Genomic DNA, 14,411 nt, shown 5'->3' with positions numbered 1-14,411 from the left:
GCGCGCAAAGGCCTGCACGATGGAGCGGGCCGGCGCGGATTGGTTCCCGTCCCGGCGGTGAGGCAGCCGTCCCCCACAACATCAACATGGGCAAAGCTTCACGCTGCGGCGGGGACGGACAAGCTGGGCTACAACAAAAACTTCGGTGCTGACCGTCTGCCGCGCTCCCTGATCCATGTCATGACGGGGCGCCCGCCCACGTGGAATACTGGACATCGTGCAACAAACTTTCCCTGACCTGCCGGACCCCCGATGAACTGGTTGAAAAAACTCCCGAACTCCCGGCGCGCCGCCAGCGGCCTGGAATGGACGCTGTGGCGCAAGCTGCCCTTGATTGCCGCGGTGGGCACGCTGCTGCCCCTGCTGGTCCTGGGGCTGGTGTACCTGTTCAACGATCCCGCCGCCGGGGCCGCCCAGGCCCGTTGGGAGCAGATGGTGGGCTACATGGTGCTGGGCGCCATCCTGTTTCACTGGTCCATGGTGGTCACGGTGGCTTTTGGTTGTGTCATCGTGATGATCATGAAAGGTCCCGGGTATGTGGCCGACGGTCTCTGGGTGTCGCACACCGACCGGCCGAACGAGCACATGGAAAGCGCCGAAGAAGCCGCCAGCCGCCGGCCACCGCACGCCCCGGCGCCCCAGGACTGATCCCCGGGGAGCCCGAGCCGCCGTCGGGCGACAATCGGGAGGCCATGAAAACCATACTTCCCCTGCAACTGCTGGTTGCGCCTGACAAAAACGACCCGCAGCCCCTGATCCTGTACCACGGCCGTGGTTGTCCGGACGGCTTTGCCGCGGCCCTGGCCGCCTGGCTGTATTACGAAGGCCGGGCCGAACTGGTGGGGCTGGACCACGGCGACACCCGATCGGTCGATGACCTGCCGGCGCTGGCCGGGCGCGCGGTGTACATCCTCGATTTTTCGTTTTCTGCAGACATCCTGCGCGGCATCGAAGAACGCGCCGCCAAACTCGTGATGCTGGATCACCACAAAAGCGCCGCAGAAAAACTCACGGGTTTTGCCTGCCGTTGCGGTGTGGTGCATTTCGACATGGACAAATGCGGGGCCCGCCTGGCCTGGGAGTTTTTTCATCCCGCCACCCCCTTGCCGGACCTTGTCCGTTTCATCGAGGACCGCGACATCTGGGTCTGGCGCCACCCCGAGAGCCCTGCCTTTCTGGCGGCGCTCGACATGGAACCCCACGACTTTGCGCGCTGGGCGGCGATCGCTGCGTTCAGTCCCGAACAGGTGGCGGCCTTCATGGCGCGCGGCCAGGCCATGGACGAAAAATTCAGCAAGCTCGCGGCCGGCATCGCCGAGAACGCGCAGCCGGTCGTCTTCAACGGCCAGCAGGGCCTGATGGTCAACGCGCCCGGCGTGTTTCACAGCCTGGTGGGCGACCTGCTTTCAAAACAAAGCGGCACCTTTGCCCTGATGTGGACGGTGGCCCCGGGCGGCGTGGTCAAGGCCGGCTTGCGCTCGCAACGCGGCTTCGACTGCATCGCGCTGGCCGAAAGCATGGGCGGCGGCGGCCACGCGCAGGCCTGCGGCTTCAAGATGGGCACCGCGCGCCTGCCCGAACTGCTCAGCGGCGTGTTTGACGCGGCCGCGGTGCCGGACCCCGAAGCCCGGTAAGCCCTCAACCAACCTCATCAACGGACACCCCCGCCCATGCCACGCCTTGCCCCCCTGCCTCCCGACACCACGCCGGCGCTCCAGCCGCATTTCGACTTCTTCCTGACCACGCTGGGGTTCACCCCCAACAGCGTGCTGACCATGCAACGCAAGCCCAAACTTGTGCAGGCGCTGGCGCAGCTCAACGGTGCGGTGATGGACCCCGAAGGCGAGGTGGACCTGGGTTTTCGCCGGCTGATCGGCCATGTGGTGAGCAAGGTGGCGGGCTGCCTGTATTGCCAGGCCCACACCCTGCTGGGCGCCAAAAACTTCGGCATCAGTGAAGCCAAGCTCGCCGACGTCTGGACCTATGCCAGCAGCCCGCATTACAGCGAGCGCGAACGCCTGGCCCTGGACTTTGCCCTGGCCGCGGCCAGCCAGCCCAACGCGGTGACCGACGAACAGTTTGCACAGCTGCAGCAGCACTGGAGCGACACCGAAATCACCGAAATCCTGGGCGTGGTGGCCATGTTTGCTTTCCTGAACCGCTGGAACGACACCATGGCCACGCCGCTCGAAGCCAGCCCTGAGGGCGTGGCCACGCAGGCCTTGGGCGCCCAAGGCTGGACGGCGGGCAAACACGGGTGAGGGCGAGGGTCGCCGGCCCCTAGGGTATCAGCGTCACGCGCCACCACGAGGCGTCAGCCAGCAGCAGGCAGCCGCCGCCGGCCAAAGGGGTCAGCCGTTCGACGCGTGCCGGCAGTGGCTTAAGGTCGGCAAGCTCTGTCCATTGTCCCGGCGCGTCCCAGCGCAGCGCATGCAAGGCCGCAAGCTGCATGTCCGGCACCACGATCGCGGGCCGGCTACCAGGCTGTTCAACCGTCACCGCCAGTTGCTGCTCCAGCGCGCCCATGCGGTGGTTGGAGACATCCATTGCCCTGGCGTAGGCCTCGAGCCGGGGCGGGCGAAAGTGGTACAGCGTGAGCACGCCGCCCACGTGGGGCGTGGTCACGCTGGCAATGTCAGGCTTGCCGTCGCCGTCAAAGTCGGCAACGCCCACCGGATTGAGCCAGCGGAAGGTGGCGCCGGCATAGGGGCTGCGGGCCACTTCGGACAAGGTCCGGACCGAATCCACATCCCTGCCGGTACGGGGCTGCGGGCTGGCGCGCAGCCCAAACACCACCAACGCTGCGCCGCGCAGCGCATCGGCTTCGACAAGAATGATTTCATCGCGTCCGTCCGCATCCATATCGGCGAGCCGGGGCACCCGGTCTTCAAACACCCGGTGCAGCGGCAGGTGATACACCAGCTCTTGCACGGCGCCTGATGCACCGGACACCAGCACATGCAGGCTGGCCGCGTGGACCGGTGAACCCAGCGCCGCGTGCGGGTAGCGTGCGGTGGGCGAGCCCAGCCAGGCCCACAGAATGTCTTTGTGCCCCTGCACGGCCTGGCTTTGCGGCAGGCGTTGCCCGGCCGCTGCGGGCGGCGCAGGCGGGGCCGGCGCATGAACGCCACACTGGGCTGACGACGCTTGCACCCGGAGTTCCATCGCCGAGGACGTGCCGGCCAACGCCCATGAGGCCAGCAACAGGGGTACGCCGCGGCGCAGCAGGCGAGGGAGCCGGGCCTGGCCCAGGGAGGTGGATGTCATGAAAATGGGTCGTACCGGGCTGGCTTTTCTTACATGAATCGTGCCCATGTTGGCACGGGTGTACCGCGTTGCGAAGGTCGGACGCCCGACCTGTACCAGCGCGCCGGTCCTCACGCGCATCTGGATACCACTGCAGTCGCGCGGTAAATCCCTGGTAAATCTCCGTTTTGCCTACACGGCCTTCACAAGGTCAGGACAACAATCGCCTCACTGAATCACCCACATGCCTTCCAAAAAGCAGTGCTTCAGGAGCAGCTCCCCACCGCCATTTGCCGACCCTGGAAACCCTTCCAGCCACCGCAAGCGGCCTGACGGGCTGCTGGCTTTTCATCCGCATCGCAGGAGAACCCCATGAAATCGAAACTGTTGACCGCTTCCTTGTTGGCATCCGCCTTGTTTGCCGGTCTGGGCATGGCCCCGGCGATGGCACAAGGCAACAACAACACCCCCGGCATTGACCAGTCGCAGCAGGCGATCAGCGCCCGCATCCAGCAGGGCCTGGCGTCCGGCCACATCACGCCTTCGGAGGCGCAGGCGCTGTACCGGCGCGACCGCGAGATCGAAGCCCGTGAAATGCGCTACAAGGCCAATGGCAGCACCAACCCGCAGGAACGCCAGCAGCTGCGCGCCGACCTGGGCGCCCTGGGCGCCGACGTGGAACGCATGATGGCCAACAACGTGTACAACGCGCCCCCCGTCGCTGGCAATACCAACGGCATCGACAGGCAGGAGTACAAGATCAGCCAGCGTATCGACGAAGGTGTGCGCTCCGGCCGCATTACCCGGCGGGAAGCGGGCAGGCTGCACAACCGTGAGCGCACCATCGAGCGCCATGAGGTCGCCTTCAAGGCCGACGGCGTCGTGACGCCGCAGGAGCGCCGCCAGCTGCGTAACGAACTGACTGCGCTGCGCAAGGACGTCGATCGCATGATGCGCAACGACCGCCGCAACGGCCGCGGTTAAGGCCGATTCCGGGCGCTGACAGCGCCGGAACAAGAAAAGCCAGGCAGTGCCTGGCTTTTCTATTTCGGTGGTCAAAATGTGGTCAAAACGGCTGTAGCCCAACAGGGGCGTGCGCAAGTAGCTATAAAAAGCAGAGCAATATCGCGGCCGGCTCATGAGGCCGGCTCATGGGGCCGGCAGCTCAGGCCAGGTATTTCTGTTCACGCAGCCACGCTGCCAGGCGTTCGGCAAACACCTTGTAGCCCTCGGCATTGGCGTGAATCTGGTCCGAGCGCAGTTCGGGCCGCGACAGCACGTGTGACCAGCCCCCCGCAAACAGCGGCACGCCGGTGGCGCTGGCGACTTCAGCATACATCCCGTGGTCTTTCAGCGCGCCGGTGGCCAGCGCCATCAGCGCCGGCTCGGGCTGCGCAATCAGCACCACCTGCGCGCTGGCCGCGGCTGTCTGCACGATGGATGTGAGCGCGGCCCGCGTGCGCTCCGGCGGCAGCTTGCGCAAAAAGTCATTGCCGCCAATCGACACCAGCACCAGGCCCGGCGTGTTGGCCTGCAGCAGCGCCGGCAGTCGGGCCAGTGCCCCCTCGGCCGTGTCGCCGTTGACACCGGCGTTCTGCGCCACGTGTCCGGTCAGTTGCTCCAGCACCGGCGGGTACGCGGTGCCGGCCGGCGCGCCATACCCGAAGGTCAGCGAATCACCGAGGCACAGCAGCGTGGCGTCCCCGGCCAGCGTTCTGGCAGTGGGTTTGGCCGACTTTGAGCAGCCCGTGGCCAGCAGCATGGCGCTGGCAAGGCCGCCAAGCAGCAAATGGCGCCGCGCCGTGGCGGCTGGGGAGGGCAGGGAGTGCATCGAAACAGACGGAGTGAAAAAAGTGGTGGAGAGGAGGAGGATCGAACTCCCGACCTCTGCATTGCGAACGCAGCGCTCTCCCAGCTGAGCTACCCCCCCACGCAAGCCGATTCTAGTGCAGTGTTGCATGTCTGGGGGCGCCCATAAATGGCCGGGGAGGTTGGCACAGGGCAGGGCGCAAAGCAGTGCGCAAAGCTGGTGTTTTTCAGGTGCCGGTGAGCAGGCCACACCGCATGACGTGCCGCGTGGTAGCCCGCGTCGGGCGTTCAGTTCTGGTCGGGCGTCAGCATCTGTCGAGCGGTTTCCTGACTCGACCTGGCTGCCCCCCAGACGGGTCGCTGTGGTAGGCTGACTGGCCCCGTGTCGGCGCTTGTTCCGGCGCTGTGATCGACTGAAGGAGATCCCTGTTTTGAACCTGTCCTGGATACGCGGCAAGACCTCCGTGGCGCTGCCGGGCGCCTTCGGCGGGCTGGCGCTGCTGGCGCTGCTGGCCGGCTGCGCCGCACCGATCAAGCAGTTCCCCTTGCAGGAGCAGTTCGCATCCACCGCCACCTACTCGCGCCTGTTTGACGCCACACCCGCGCAGACCTGCGAGGCGTCCCGGCGGGCCCTGCTGAGCCAGGGTTACCTCATCAACACCGCCAGGAAGGACCTGGTGGACGCGCAGAAAAGTTTTCAGCCTGAGCCCGAGGCGCATCTTCAGATCGCGATTCGCGTGGTGTGCGCGCCGGACAGCGCCGACGGCAAGGTCAGCCTGGGTTTTGTCACGGCCCTGCAGGACAGTTATGCCCTGAAGAAGAGCAACAACTCGGCCAGCCTCGGGGTGGGGGCGATCGGGTCGGTCTCGCTGCCCTTCAGCGCCAGCAACGACTCGCTGGTCAAGGTCAGCAGCGAAACCATCACCTCCGATGCGTTTTACGACCGCTTCTTCGACCTGGTCAAGCGTTACCTGGTGATGGGCGACACCGAGTAAAACGCCGGGGCGGTCCGCAGGCCGTGTTCAGGCGGGCAGGGCCTCGCCCCAGTAGTGGAAGGTGAAGGGCCGCGGCCCGGGCAGGTAACGTGTGTGCAGGTCAGGCAGCACAAAGCCGGCCTCCTGCAGCAGGGCCGGAATGTCGCGCCCCAGGTGGCAGCCCCCCGCCACCTTGCCCCACAGGGGCTGCAACCGCTCCTGCCAGCGCCGCACCGAGGCATCAGGCGCGCGGCCATGTTCGCAGTACAGCAACCGGCCACCGGGCGCGAGTACGCGGCGCATTTCTTTCAGTGCGGCCAGCGGGTCGGGGATGGAACACAGGGTGTAAGTCATCAGCACCGTGTCGCAGCTCGCATCGGGCAGGGGAATTTTCTCGGCCGACAGTGCCAGCAGTTCCACGTCCAGCCCGGCCTGCGCGATGCGCTCAAGCGCCAGCGGGTGCAGCTCCAGCGCCGGGTCCAGCGCGGTGATGCGGCTGACGCGGGACTTGTCGTAGTACGGCATGTTCAGTCCCGTGCCCACGCCGACTTCCAGCACACGGCCACGCGCCAGCGGCACCACGAGCTGGCGCTGACGGCCCAGCATCGGCAGGCCGCAGGCAAAGTCCAGCGCGCGCGGCAGGATGTGGCGGTCGTACCAGGACGCGCCGGCCGCTGGCTGCACCGTCTCTTTTTCAGGCATCGTCATGGTCGGTCTCCTGTTGCTCTTCACGCCAGCTGCCCGGCGCCAGGCCGTCCAGGCGGTAGGGGCCGATCGCCGCACGAATCAGGCGCAGCGTCGGAAAACCCGTGGCCGCTGTCATGCGCCGCACCTGGCGGTTGCGGCCTTCGCGGATCACCAGCTCGATCCAGGCTGTGGGAATGGCTTGCCGGGTGCGTATCGGCGGCTCGCGTTCCCACACCCCGGGCGGCGGCGACAGCAGGCGGGCCCGGGCCGGCAGCGTGAGGCCGTCCTTGAGCTGCACGCCTGCACGCAGCGCCTGCAACGCTGCTTCGTCGGGCAGACCTTCGACCTGCACCCAGTAGGTTTTTTCCATCTTGAAGCGAGGGTCACTGATGCGGGCCTGCAGCCGGCCGTTGTCGGTCAGCAGCAGCAGGCCTTCGCTGTCGGCGTCGAGCCGGCCGGCCACGTACACGTCCGGGATCGCGATGAAGTCCTTGAGTCCGCGCCAGCGCCCCTCCGGCGTGAACTGGCTCAGCACGCCATAAGGCTTGTTGAAAAGAATCAGGCGGGCCAGGCGGTCGTTCACTTGGCCCGCAGCCCCTGCACCAGCGCGCCCAACGTTATGCCGGCCAGCGCCCACAACAGGTCCACGTTGCCCGCGCCCAGGCCGGCAATGGCCGGGCCGGGGCACACGCCGCACAGCCCCCAGCCCACGCCGAACAGTGCCGCGCCCACCGCGGTGTCGCGGTTCCAGGCGCTGGGGTGGGTGTGGAAATGGTCGCCCAGCAGCGGCCGGGCCAGCAGCCGGGGCGCCAGTTTGTAAACCAGCGCCACCACCACGACGGCGCCGCCCATCACCAGCATGAGCCCGAAGTCCTCAAAGCGCAGAAAGCTCAGCACCACCTCGGGCCGGATCATGGTCGAGTACGACAGGCCAAAACCAAACAGCGCGCCCGCTGCCAACGTGGCCAGGCCGCGCGCCGCGCCGCTCATGACAGCCACCTCGCCGCCAGGTTGGCCGTCAGGAAGGCGGTGGCCATGAAGGTCAGCACCGCCATCAGCGAAGGCAACTGCAGCGAACCCAGCCCGCAGATGCCGTGGCCCGAGGTGCAGCCGTTGCCCAGCCGCGCGCCGTAACCCACGAAGAAGCCGCCCACCAGCAACTGCCACACCGGCACCGCCGTGGCTTCCGGCTTGCCGCCGGCAAAACCCAGCCACCAGACCAGCGCGCCGAGAATCAGCCCGGCCGCATACACCAGCCGCCAGCCGCGCGACTCGACAAAACGCGCCTGCTGGAAAAACGGCCGGCGCAGCATGAAGGACCAGGTGCTGGAGAACACCGTGCTCATGCCGCCGATGCGGCCCGTCAGCACGAACAGCAGCGACGTGCCCAGGCCAATGATGAGCCCGCCGAGCAGGTAGTGCTGCCAGCCGAGGGGGAAGAGGGAGAGGGAAAGGTTCATGGGGCCAACCTGGTTTGTCGCAGAGTAGGAAGCTTATCAAGGACTGTCCTGCTTGTCGCGCAGAACGCTTGGGTGTGAGTTTTCAATGATCGACAGTTGGCGTGTGTGCCGCCCGGCGCGCGCCGATGCAAACGGCGTTGGACTCAGGGCCCGCGCTGCACGGTGGAGAACTGTCGCCGGTACGCGGAGGGCGACACCCTGAAGGCTGCCGTAAAGTGCTGACGCAGCGAGACGGCTGATCCGAACCCCGCATCGGCTGCGACCGCCTCAACCGGCCGGTCGCTTGTTTCCAGCAGGCGCTGTGCCAAGGCCAGGCGCTGGTTCTGCAGCCATTGGCCCACCGTGGTGCCCGTGGCTTCGCGAAAGCGCCGCGTGAACGTGCGCCGGCTCATCAATGCGCGCCGGGCGAGCTCGTCAAGCTGGTGCGGTTGCTGCGGGTGCTGGCCCAGCCATTCCAGCAGCGGCATCAGGCGGTCACGCTCGGGCGCGGCCGGCACCGGCTGGCGAATGTATTGGGCCTGCCCGCCCTGGCGATGAGGCGCCACCACCATGCGGCGGGCGGCCTGGTTGGCGGCCTCGGCCCCGTGGCGCACGCGCAGAAGGTGAAGGCAGCAATCGATGGCGGCTGCCGTGCCGGCCGAGGTGAGCACGTCGCCGTTGTCCACATACAGGACTTCGGGCTGCAGCTTGACGGACGGATACCGCCTGGCAAAGGCGGCAGCCAAATGCCAGTGCGTCGTGGCGGGACGGCCGTCCAGCAGGCCGGCTTCAGCCAGTACAAAGGCGCCCAGACACAGCCCCACCACCGTTGCGCCGCGCCGATGGGCATCCCGCAGCGCTTTCAGCAGCGCGGGGGGCGCGGGCTGCCCGTCGTTGCGCCACGACGGCACCACCACAATCCGGGCCCGGCGGATGGCTTCCAGCCCATGCGAAGCTTCGATGGAAAAGCCGGCGTTGGTGCGCAGGGGGCCGGATTCGAGCGAACACACCTGCAGTCGAAAGCGCGGCCGGCCCGACTCCGTCCGATCCTCACCGAACACCAGGCAGGGCACGGACAGATGAAAGGGACTGATACCGTCGAAGGCGACGACGGCGACAGACTCTGCTGGAGAGGTGCGCATGGCCCGATTCTATCGATAATTGGCTTTTGGGCCACTTTCCATCCGGCATGTGCAGGCGAACAATGACCCTGTCCCAACTGAAAAGGAGCTACTTGTGAACAAGCCCACACTGCGCCGCGCCCTGGTGGTGATCGACGTGCAAAACGAATATTTCGAAGGCGGCGGTTTACCCATCGAATACCCGCCCACAGGGCAGTCATTGCCCAAGGTGACGCAGGCCATGGATGCAGCCAGCGCAGCCGGCATTCCTGTCGTGGTGGTGCGCCACCACGCCGCAAAAGGCGCGCCGCTGTTTCAGGCGGATGCGCACAACGGACAGCTGCATCCGGAGGTTGCGCGGCGCCCGCATGACCATCTGGTCACCAAGACCTTTCCCAGCGTTTTCACCGGGACCGACTTCGCCGACTGGATTGCCCGTGAACGGATCGACACGCTCAGCCTGGCGGGTTACATGACGCATAACTGCGACGCCGCCACCGCGTTCGAGGCCATGCATCGTGGCCTGACCGTGGAGTTTCTCGCCGATGCGAGTGGCTCCTTGCCCTACGCCAATGCCGCGGGCCGGGCGAGCGCGGAAGAAATTCACCGAGTTTTCTGCGTGGTGTTCCACAGCAACTTCGCGGCGGTGACCAGTACCAGCGACTGGATCGCAGCCATGCAGGCGGGTGAGGCGATCGCCAAGGACAACGTGTTGTTGTCGAGCCGGCGCGGACGTGCCAGCGAGACGGCGCCGGCCTGAGCCTGGGGCGCTGACCGACGCCAGTCTGCGTTCGGGGGGGCGACCTACAGGCGCAGGGTCATGAACACGCTGTTCGGATCTTCCCGGTATTTGCCGAAGGGGCCGCAAAAGGTGAAGCCAAAGCTCTGGTAGAGGGCCCGGGCCGGCTGCTGCGCTGACTGTCAAAGCGTGCAGTCCTTGCGGCTGCCAATACCCTCAGCAGCCCAGCTGCTCTGCCAGGGCCAGAAAGTTTCTCGCGTGCCAGGTGTTGGCGGGGTCGGGTGACACGTCTTTGGGCTGCGCCGCGCCAAACTCGGCCGGCCGCTCGATGTAGGCGGTCTGCAGGCCGCAGGCGCGGGCGGCGGCCAGGTCGTCCTGGTGGGCCGCCACCAGCATCACGTCGGCGGGGGCCACATCAAACACCCTGGCCACGCCCAGGTAGGTGGTCGGGTCGGGCTTGTAGGCGCGAAAGACTTCGGCCGACAGGATGCAGTCCCAAGGCAGGCCCGCGCGTTTGGCCATGTGGGTGAGCAGGCCGATGTTGCCGTTGGACAGCGTGCAGATCGTAAAGCGCGACTTGAGCCGCGTCAGGCCCGCCACCACATCGGGCCACGGGTCCAGCCGGTGCCAGGCCCTGTTCAGGTGCTGCTTTTGCGCCTCGCTCAAATCGGCCAGGCCGAACTCGCCGAGGATGCTGTCGAGGATCAGCCGGTGCAGGTCGTCGATCAGCGTCCAGCCCAGCTCACCGGCCATCACGCGGCGCATGGCCGGCTGGTAGCCGGCGCGCCAGGCCAGCGCAAACGCGTTGCCGTCCACGTCCGGGCGCAGGGCCTGCACTTCGCGCGCGATGCTGCTGTGCCAGTCCACGACGGTGCCGAAAACGTCGAAGGCCAGAACCTGGGGGAGAGCGGGTGCGGGTGGGGTGGTCATTTGCGCATTATCCGCACGCGGGGTGCCGGCGACGCGGCATCAAATAATGCAACAAAATGGTTGCATGACTGGTTAAGGCGGTGCAGAATATAAATGCAACTAAATGGTTGCCTATTCTTGTCTATTTCTATTTTATTTATCTGCAAGGAGCTTTTCATGAACCACTACCACCGCCAGCTTCTGCTGGCCGCTTCCCCCGCCGCCGTTTACCAGGCCGTGGCCACACAGCACGGCCTGCGCAGCTGGTGGACGCAGAGCTGCGACGTCGCCACCACCGTGGGCGACAAGGCCACCTTCCGTTTTGGCGAACACCACAAGGTCATGCAGATCAACAGCCTGGAGCCCGGGCGTGAAGTGCGCTGGCATTGTGTGGAGGCCCTGATCAATGTCGACGCTTTCAGGCGCAAGGACGAATGGGTGGGCACCGACATCGTTTTCCGGCTCACGCCACAGCCCGGCGGCAAAACCCTGCTCGACTTTGACCACATCGGTCTCACGCCGGACTTCGAATGTTTTGGGGTCTGCGAACGCGGCTGGAACCAGTACCTTGGCAGCCTGCAAAGCCTGGTCGAGACCGGGCAGGGTGCGCCTTTCATTCCGGAAGTCACGGACTGCTCCGCCTGAAGCGCTGACCCGCCTGGCCCCGGCCCCCACAGACCCCGCTAACATTCACCGACAGGAGTTCACTCATGACCACCGACAGCAGCACCGACCGCGTCGAACGCAGCGTCCACATCAAGGCCCCGCGCAACAAGGTGTGGCATTCACTCACCCACGCCGAGGAATACGGCAAATGGTTTGGCGCCAGGCTCACCGGAAAACGTTTTGAGCCCGGCCAGCGTGTGCAGGGACCCATCACCATCCAGGGTTATGAACATGTGGTGTTCGACGTGGTGATCGACCGCGTCGAGCCCGAAACCTTGATGAGTTACCGCTGGCACCCGCATGCGGTTGGCGCGGGGGTGGACTATTCCAAAGAAGAGCGCACCCTGGTGACCTTCACCCTGAAAGACGCACCCGACGGCACGCTGCTGACGGTGACCGAAACCGGCTTTGACAAGGTGCCGCCCGCGCGTCGCATGGAAGCCTTCCGGGGCGTCAGCAGCGGCTGGCCGCATCAGCTCGACAACATTGCCCGCCATGTCACCAGCCAGACCACGCGCTGACAAGGCCGCAGCGCCTGCGCCCGACATGGCGCCGGTGTTTTTTGCGCTGGGCGACAAGACGCGCCTGCAGCTGATCGCCGCGCTGTGTGTGGGCGGCGTGTTTTCCATTGCGCAGCTCACGGCCAACACCGCGCTGACGCGCCAGGCGGTCACCAAACACCTGCAGGTGCTGGCCGATGCCGGGCTGGTGAAAGACCTGAAGATGGGCCGCGAACGGCTGTGGCAGTTTGAGCCGCAGCAGCTTGACGAAGCGCGCCGCACGCTGGAGCTGATCGCGCAGCAGTGGGACCAGGCGCTGGGCCGCTTCAAGTTGGCGATGGAGAAAGACTAGAAGGACCAGAAAGACTGACGCCCGGGAAGGCGGCTGCTTTCCCGGGCGTCCTGCGCTATATTTTTAATAGCTGGTGGCGCCCGCCTTTCAGGGGCTGGTGGCACTTTTTATTCTAAAAAAGCCGCTGCGCAGGGGGTCCGGACCCGCTTGACTCCCTCTCCCCGTGGGAGAGGGCAGGGGTGAGGGTAGACGGCCTGCGCGTAGAGCTACGCTAGCTTGTGGCTTGCGGGCCCTCACCCCCACCCTCTCCCGGAGGGCGAGGGGGCAAGAAAGCCCTGATCAGGCGGCTTTGGCAGCGCGCCGCTGGCTGAAGGCCGAGCTGCGTTTGGCCTTGACCGTGGTGGTGTCGTCGCCGGCAATCTTGTCGGCCAGGCTGGCGGTTTTCTGCTCGATCTGCGCGGCCAGCTTGCTCAGTGCCAGCGCGCCGGGCGCGGTGACGGCGGCAAGGGTGGTCAGCGCGTTCGCGCCGGTTTTTTCTTCAAACATCGCGGCGTTGGCGGCTGCGCGCTCGACGCCGGTTTCGGCCAGCTTCACCAGCTGGCTCACCACCTGCTGGGCGCCGTCGGAGCTCAGGGTCAGGCCCTTGCTGTACAGCGCGCTGAAGGCCAGCTGGGCAGCCGTCGCGTTTTTGGCGACTTCGGCGCTCAGCTCCGAGCGCGACTGTTTCAGCGCGCGGTTCCAGCGCTGCTCTAGCACACTGACCACACGCTCGCCGCCGGCGCGGTAGGCATCGATCACGTTTTTGGCGGTGTTGCCGTAAGACTCGATCAGGTCGGCAGCAACGGTAGACAGGTTTTTGGCGCTCATGGGGGTTTCCTTGGGAAGTGGATCAACAATGCCCCAATCATGCGGGTTTCCCCTAGTGTTTGCGACCTAATGGGCTAGGGGCGGGCATCCAGAACCGGGCCGCGAGCACGGCGGAGAGTTGAATTTGCTACGCTTTCAGGAGCTGCCGGCGCAGGCGAGTATTGGGCTGGAGGCACATTTGGCATGTAAGTATCAAGGGTTGAACGCAGGCCGGCCCCGCCGGCGGCGCCGCGCCTCAGGCGGCCAGAAACAGCGCCGGGTCCACCATGGTGCGGTTCAGCATCACGCCCCAGTGCAGGTGCGGCCCCGTTACGCGGCCGGTGGCACCCACCGCGCCCACACGTTCGCCGGTTTTCAGCACATCGCCCAACTGCACGTCGATGGCGCTCAGGTGGCAGACCATGCTCAGCAGCCCGCCGCCGTGGTCCAGCCAGACGGTGTTGCCGTTGAAAAAGTAGTCGCCGGTGTCGATCACCCGGCCCGGCAGCGGCGACAACACGGGCGTGCCCTTGCCGGCCGCAATGTCCATGCCGCTGTGCGGACTGCGTGCCTGCCCGTTGAACACGCGCCGCAAGCCGAACGAGCTGGAGCGCCGCCCCGGCGTGGGCACCTGCATGCGCAGGGTTTGCGGCAGGGGCTGGCTGAAGGTGGCCATCACCAGCGCCTGGTGCGCGCGCTCGCGCTCGTAACGCGCCAGGTCCTCCGGCGACAGGTCCACCGTGCGCGGCGAGACCTTGAGCTGCTGCTCGCTGTAGCGCTTGGGCGCCACCGTGTAGCCCACCTGCCGCTGCCCGCCTTCTGGCGCCTGCATGGCAATGCTCGCCTCGCCGGGCGCGGCCGACAGCGTGATGCCCACCAGCGCCGTCCACTCGATCACGTCGCCCACCACCAGCAAGGGGATGTCGCCGTCGGCGTGCGGCAGATGCGCCACCGGCCGCAGCGCCGCCGGGCCCAGCGACAGCCGGGCCACACCGCCGGGCACGGCCAGTGCGCGCGGCCAGACCCCAGACGATGAAGCTGAGGCTGACGGCGAGGCCGGCGCGGCGGCAAGGCGCGCGGCCGGCCAGGCCAGCAAACCCATGCCGGCCAGCAGGGCACAGCGGCGCTTGAACAGCGCGGGGGAGGGGAGAAAAGGGCGGGTGGGCACGATGCGGTTGGGCAG

General features: G+C 66.5%; 19 protein-coding genes and 1 tRNA gene. 9 read left to right on the top strand and 11 right to left on the bottom strand.

What is annotated here, in order from left to right; translation table 11 throughout:
* Positions 1-252: 252 nt before the first annotated feature.
* From PSV26_RS15485 to PSV26_RS15475, 3 genes are read left to right on the top strand one after another with little or no spacing between them, the layout of a single operon-like run.
* A complete protein-coding gene (locus PSV26_RS15485) occupies positions 253-648 on the top strand; it encodes a hypothetical protein (RefSeq protein ID WP_300571984.1) in 396 nt (131 codons plus the stop codon).
* A 44-nt stretch (positions 649-692) separates the two neighbouring features.
* Complete coding sequence (locus tag PSV26_RS15480; protein WP_300571982.1) at positions 693-1,634, top strand: DHHA1 domain-containing protein; 942 nt, start codon at positions 693-695, stop codon at positions 1,632-1,634.
* 36 nt (positions 1,635-1,670) lie between these two features.
* Positions 1,671-2,261, top strand: a complete 591-nt coding sequence (locus tag PSV26_RS15475; protein ID WP_300516168.1) for a carboxymuconolactone decarboxylase family protein — start codon at positions 1,671-1,673, stop codon at positions 2,259-2,261.
* Between the two features lie 19 nt (positions 2,262-2,280).
* On the opposite strand, the gene PSV26_RS15470 is transcribed toward PSV26_RS15475, so the two are convergent.
* Positions 2,281-3,267, bottom strand: a complete 987-nt coding sequence (locus tag PSV26_RS15470) for a VCBS repeat-containing protein (RefSeq protein WP_300571980.1) — start codon at positions 3,265-3,267, stop codon at positions 2,281-2,283.
* Between the two features lie 351 nt (positions 3,268-3,618).
* Here PSV26_RS15470 and PSV26_RS15465 point away from each other — a divergent pair, with 351 nt between their 5' ends.
* A complete protein-coding gene (locus PSV26_RS15465; RefSeq protein ID WP_300516163.1) occupies positions 3,619-4,230 on the top strand; it encodes a hypothetical protein in 612 nt (203 codons plus the stop codon).
* 181 nt (positions 4,231-4,411) lie between these two features.
* Here the strand turns inward: PSV26_RS15465 and PSV26_RS15460 are convergent, their stop codons facing one another.
* Complete coding sequence (locus PSV26_RS15460; protein ID WP_300516160.1) at positions 4,412-5,077, bottom strand: GDSL-type esterase/lipase family protein; 666 nt, start codon at positions 5,075-5,077, stop codon at positions 4,412-4,414.
* Between the two features lie 23 nt (positions 5,078-5,100).
* A tRNA-Ala gene (locus tag PSV26_RS15455) sits at positions 5,101-5,176 on the bottom strand.
* A 349-nt stretch (positions 5,177-5,525) separates the two neighbouring features.
* Between PSV26_RS15455 and PSV26_RS15450 the strand changes: the two genes are divergently transcribed.
* The gene (locus PSV26_RS15450; RefSeq protein WP_300516318.1) at positions 5,526-6,050 is read left to right on the top strand and encodes a DUF2242 domain-containing protein; all 525 of its coding nucleotides are present in this window, start codon (positions 5,526-5,528) and stop codon (positions 6,048-6,050) included.
* A gap of 27 nt (positions 6,051-6,077) precedes the next feature.
* Here the strand turns inward: PSV26_RS15450 and PSV26_RS15445 are convergent, their stop codons facing one another.
* From PSV26_RS15445 to PSV26_RS15425, 5 genes are all read right to left on the bottom strand, one after another.
* Complete coding sequence (locus PSV26_RS15445) at positions 6,078-6,737, bottom strand: class I SAM-dependent methyltransferase (RefSeq protein WP_300516157.1); 660 nt, start codon at positions 6,735-6,737, stop codon at positions 6,078-6,080.
* The gene (locus PSV26_RS15440) at positions 6,724-7,299 is read right to left on the bottom strand and encodes a pseudouridine synthase (RefSeq protein WP_300516154.1); all 576 of its coding nucleotides are present in this window, start codon (positions 7,297-7,299) and stop codon (positions 6,724-6,726) included. The genes PSV26_RS15445 and PSV26_RS15440 overlap by 14 nt, the downstream gene beginning before the upstream one ends.
* Positions 7,296-7,706 (bottom strand): DUF6691 family protein, encoded by a 411-nt coding sequence (locus PSV26_RS15435; protein WP_300571978.1) that lies wholly within the window; start codon positions 7,704-7,706, stop codon positions 7,296-7,298. Before PSV26_RS15435 ends, PSV26_RS15440 begins: the two co-directional genes overlap by 4 nt.
* Positions 7,703-8,176 carry a YeeE/YedE thiosulfate transporter family protein gene (locus tag PSV26_RS15430; RefSeq protein ID WP_300571976.1) on the bottom strand — a complete coding sequence of 158 codons (474 nt, stop codon included), beginning with the start codon at positions 8,174-8,176 and terminating at the stop codon, positions 7,703-7,705. Before PSV26_RS15430 ends, PSV26_RS15435 begins: the two co-directional genes overlap by 4 nt.
* 143 nt (positions 8,177-8,319) lie before the next feature.
* Positions 8,320-9,297, bottom strand: coding sequence for a helix-turn-helix domain-containing protein (locus PSV26_RS15425; protein WP_300516146.1), 978 nt, complete (start codon positions 9,295-9,297; stop codon positions 8,320-8,322).
* Positions 9,298-9,391: 94 nt separating this feature from the next.
* On the opposite strand from PSV26_RS15425, the gene PSV26_RS15420 reads away from it, so the two are divergent.
* A complete protein-coding gene (locus PSV26_RS15420) occupies positions 9,392-10,036 on the top strand; it encodes a cysteine hydrolase family protein (protein WP_300571974.1) in 645 nt (214 codons plus the stop codon).
* Between the two features lie 195 nt (positions 10,037-10,231).
* Here PSV26_RS15420 and PSV26_RS15415 read toward each other — a convergent pair whose 3' ends face one another.
* Positions 10,232-10,945 carry a haloacid dehalogenase type II gene (locus PSV26_RS15415; RefSeq protein WP_300571973.1) on the bottom strand — a complete coding sequence of 238 codons (714 nt, stop codon included), beginning with the start codon at positions 10,943-10,945 and terminating at the stop codon, positions 10,232-10,234.
* 156 nt (positions 10,946-11,101) lie between these two features.
* On the opposite strand from PSV26_RS15415, the gene PSV26_RS15410 reads away from it, so the two are divergent.
* From PSV26_RS15410 to PSV26_RS15400, 3 genes are all read left to right on the top strand, one after another.
* Positions 11,102-11,569 (top strand): SRPBCC domain-containing protein, encoded by a 468-nt coding sequence (locus PSV26_RS15410; protein WP_300571972.1) that lies wholly within the window; start codon positions 11,102-11,104, stop codon positions 11,567-11,569.
* A 65-nt stretch (positions 11,570-11,634) separates the two neighbouring features.
* Positions 11,635-12,111 (top strand): SRPBCC family protein, encoded by a 477-nt coding sequence (locus PSV26_RS15405; RefSeq protein ID WP_300571959.1) that lies wholly within the window; start codon positions 11,635-11,637, stop codon positions 12,109-12,111.
* Positions 12,086-12,442 carry a metalloregulator ArsR/SmtB family transcription factor gene (locus PSV26_RS15400; protein WP_300516133.1) on the top strand — a complete coding sequence of 119 codons (357 nt, stop codon included), beginning with the start codon at positions 12,086-12,088 and terminating at the stop codon, positions 12,440-12,442. The genes PSV26_RS15405 and PSV26_RS15400 overlap by 26 nt, the downstream gene beginning before the upstream one ends.
* A 279-nt stretch (positions 12,443-12,721) precedes the next feature.
* On the opposite strand, the gene PSV26_RS15395 is transcribed toward PSV26_RS15400, so the two are convergent.
* Complete coding sequence (locus tag PSV26_RS15395; RefSeq protein ID WP_300571957.1) at positions 12,722-13,249, bottom strand: hypothetical protein; 528 nt, start codon at positions 13,247-13,249, stop codon at positions 12,722-12,724.
* Positions 13,250-13,484: 235 nt separating this feature from the next.
* On the bottom strand, positions 13,485-14,330 hold the full coding sequence (locus PSV26_RS15390) for a M23 family metallopeptidase (protein WP_300572059.1): 846 nt from the start codon (positions 14,328-14,330) through the stop codon (positions 13,485-13,487).
* Positions 14,331-14,411 lie beyond the last annotated feature (81 nt).

It is taken from the genome of Polaromonas sp. (assembly GCF_029945685.1).
In the GTDB taxonomy this organism is placed as follows: Bacteria; Pseudomonadota; Gammaproteobacteria; order Burkholderiales; family Burkholderiaceae_C; genus Polaromonas.
The sequence above is the reverse complement of the archived record's forward strand: the minus strand, read 5'-3'. Positions and strand labels throughout refer to the sequence as shown.

What these genes read in the sequence shown, in the direction of transcription:
- PSV26_RS15445 (WP_300516157.1), bottom strand. Translation starts at nt 6,737, where the DNA reads ATGACGATGCCTGAAAAAGAGACGGTGCAGCCAGCGGCCGGCGCGTCC.
- PSV26_RS15470 (WP_300571980.1), bottom strand. Translation starts at nt 3,267, where the DNA reads ATGACATCCACCTCCCTGGGCCAGGCCCGGCTCCCTCGCCTGCTGCGC.
- PSV26_RS15410 (WP_300571972.1), top strand. Translation starts at nt 11,102, where the DNA reads ATGAACCACTACCACCGCCAGCTTCTGCTGGCCGCTTCCCCCGCCGCC.
- PSV26_RS15400 (WP_300516133.1), top strand. Translation starts at nt 12,086, where the DNA reads ATGTCACCAGCCAGACCACGCGCTGACAAGGCCGCAGCGCCTGCGCCC.
- PSV26_RS15405 (WP_300571959.1), top strand. Translation starts at nt 11,635, where the DNA reads ATGACCACCGACAGCAGCACCGACCGCGTCGAACGCAGCGTCCACATC.
- PSV26_RS15460 (WP_300516160.1), bottom strand. Translation starts at nt 5,077, where the DNA reads ATGCACTCCCTGCCCTCCCCAGCCGCCACGGCGCGGCGCCATTTGCTG.
- PSV26_RS15480 (WP_300571982.1), top strand. Translation starts at nt 693, where the DNA reads ATGAAAACCATACTTCCCCTGCAACTGCTGGTTGCGCCTGACAAAAAC.
- PSV26_RS15485 (WP_300571984.1), top strand. Translation starts at nt 253, where the DNA reads ATGAACTGGTTGAAAAAACTCCCGAACTCCCGGCGCGCCGCCAGCGGC.
- PSV26_RS15415 (WP_300571973.1), bottom strand. Translation starts at nt 10,945, where the DNA reads ATGACCACCCCACCCGCACCCGCTCTCCCCCAGGTTCTGGCCTTCGAC.
- PSV26_RS15425 (WP_300516146.1), bottom strand. Translation starts at nt 9,297, where the DNA reads ATGCGCACCTCTCCAGCAGAGTCTGTCGCCGTCGTCGCCTTCGACGGT.
- PSV26_RS15465 (WP_300516163.1), top strand. Translation starts at nt 3,619, where the DNA reads ATGAAATCGAAACTGTTGACCGCTTCCTTGTTGGCATCCGCCTTGTTT.
- PSV26_RS15395 (WP_300571957.1), bottom strand. Translation starts at nt 13,249, where the DNA reads ATGAGCGCCAAAAACCTGTCTACCGTTGCTGCCGACCTGATCGAGTCT.
- PSV26_RS15390 (WP_300572059.1), bottom strand. Translation starts at nt 14,330, where the DNA reads ATGGGTTTGCTGGCCTGGCCGGCCGCGCGCCTTGCCGCCGCGCCGGCC.
- PSV26_RS15430 (WP_300571976.1), bottom strand. Translation starts at nt 8,176, where the DNA reads ATGAACCTTTCCCTCTCCCTCTTCCCCCTCGGCTGGCAGCACTACCTG.
- PSV26_RS15475 (WP_300516168.1), top strand. Translation starts at nt 1,671, where the DNA reads ATGCCACGCCTTGCCCCCCTGCCTCCCGACACCACGCCGGCGCTCCAG.
- PSV26_RS15435 (WP_300571978.1), bottom strand. Translation starts at nt 7,706, where the DNA reads ATGAGCGGCGCGGCGCGCGGCCTGGCCACGTTGGCAGCGGGCGCGCTG.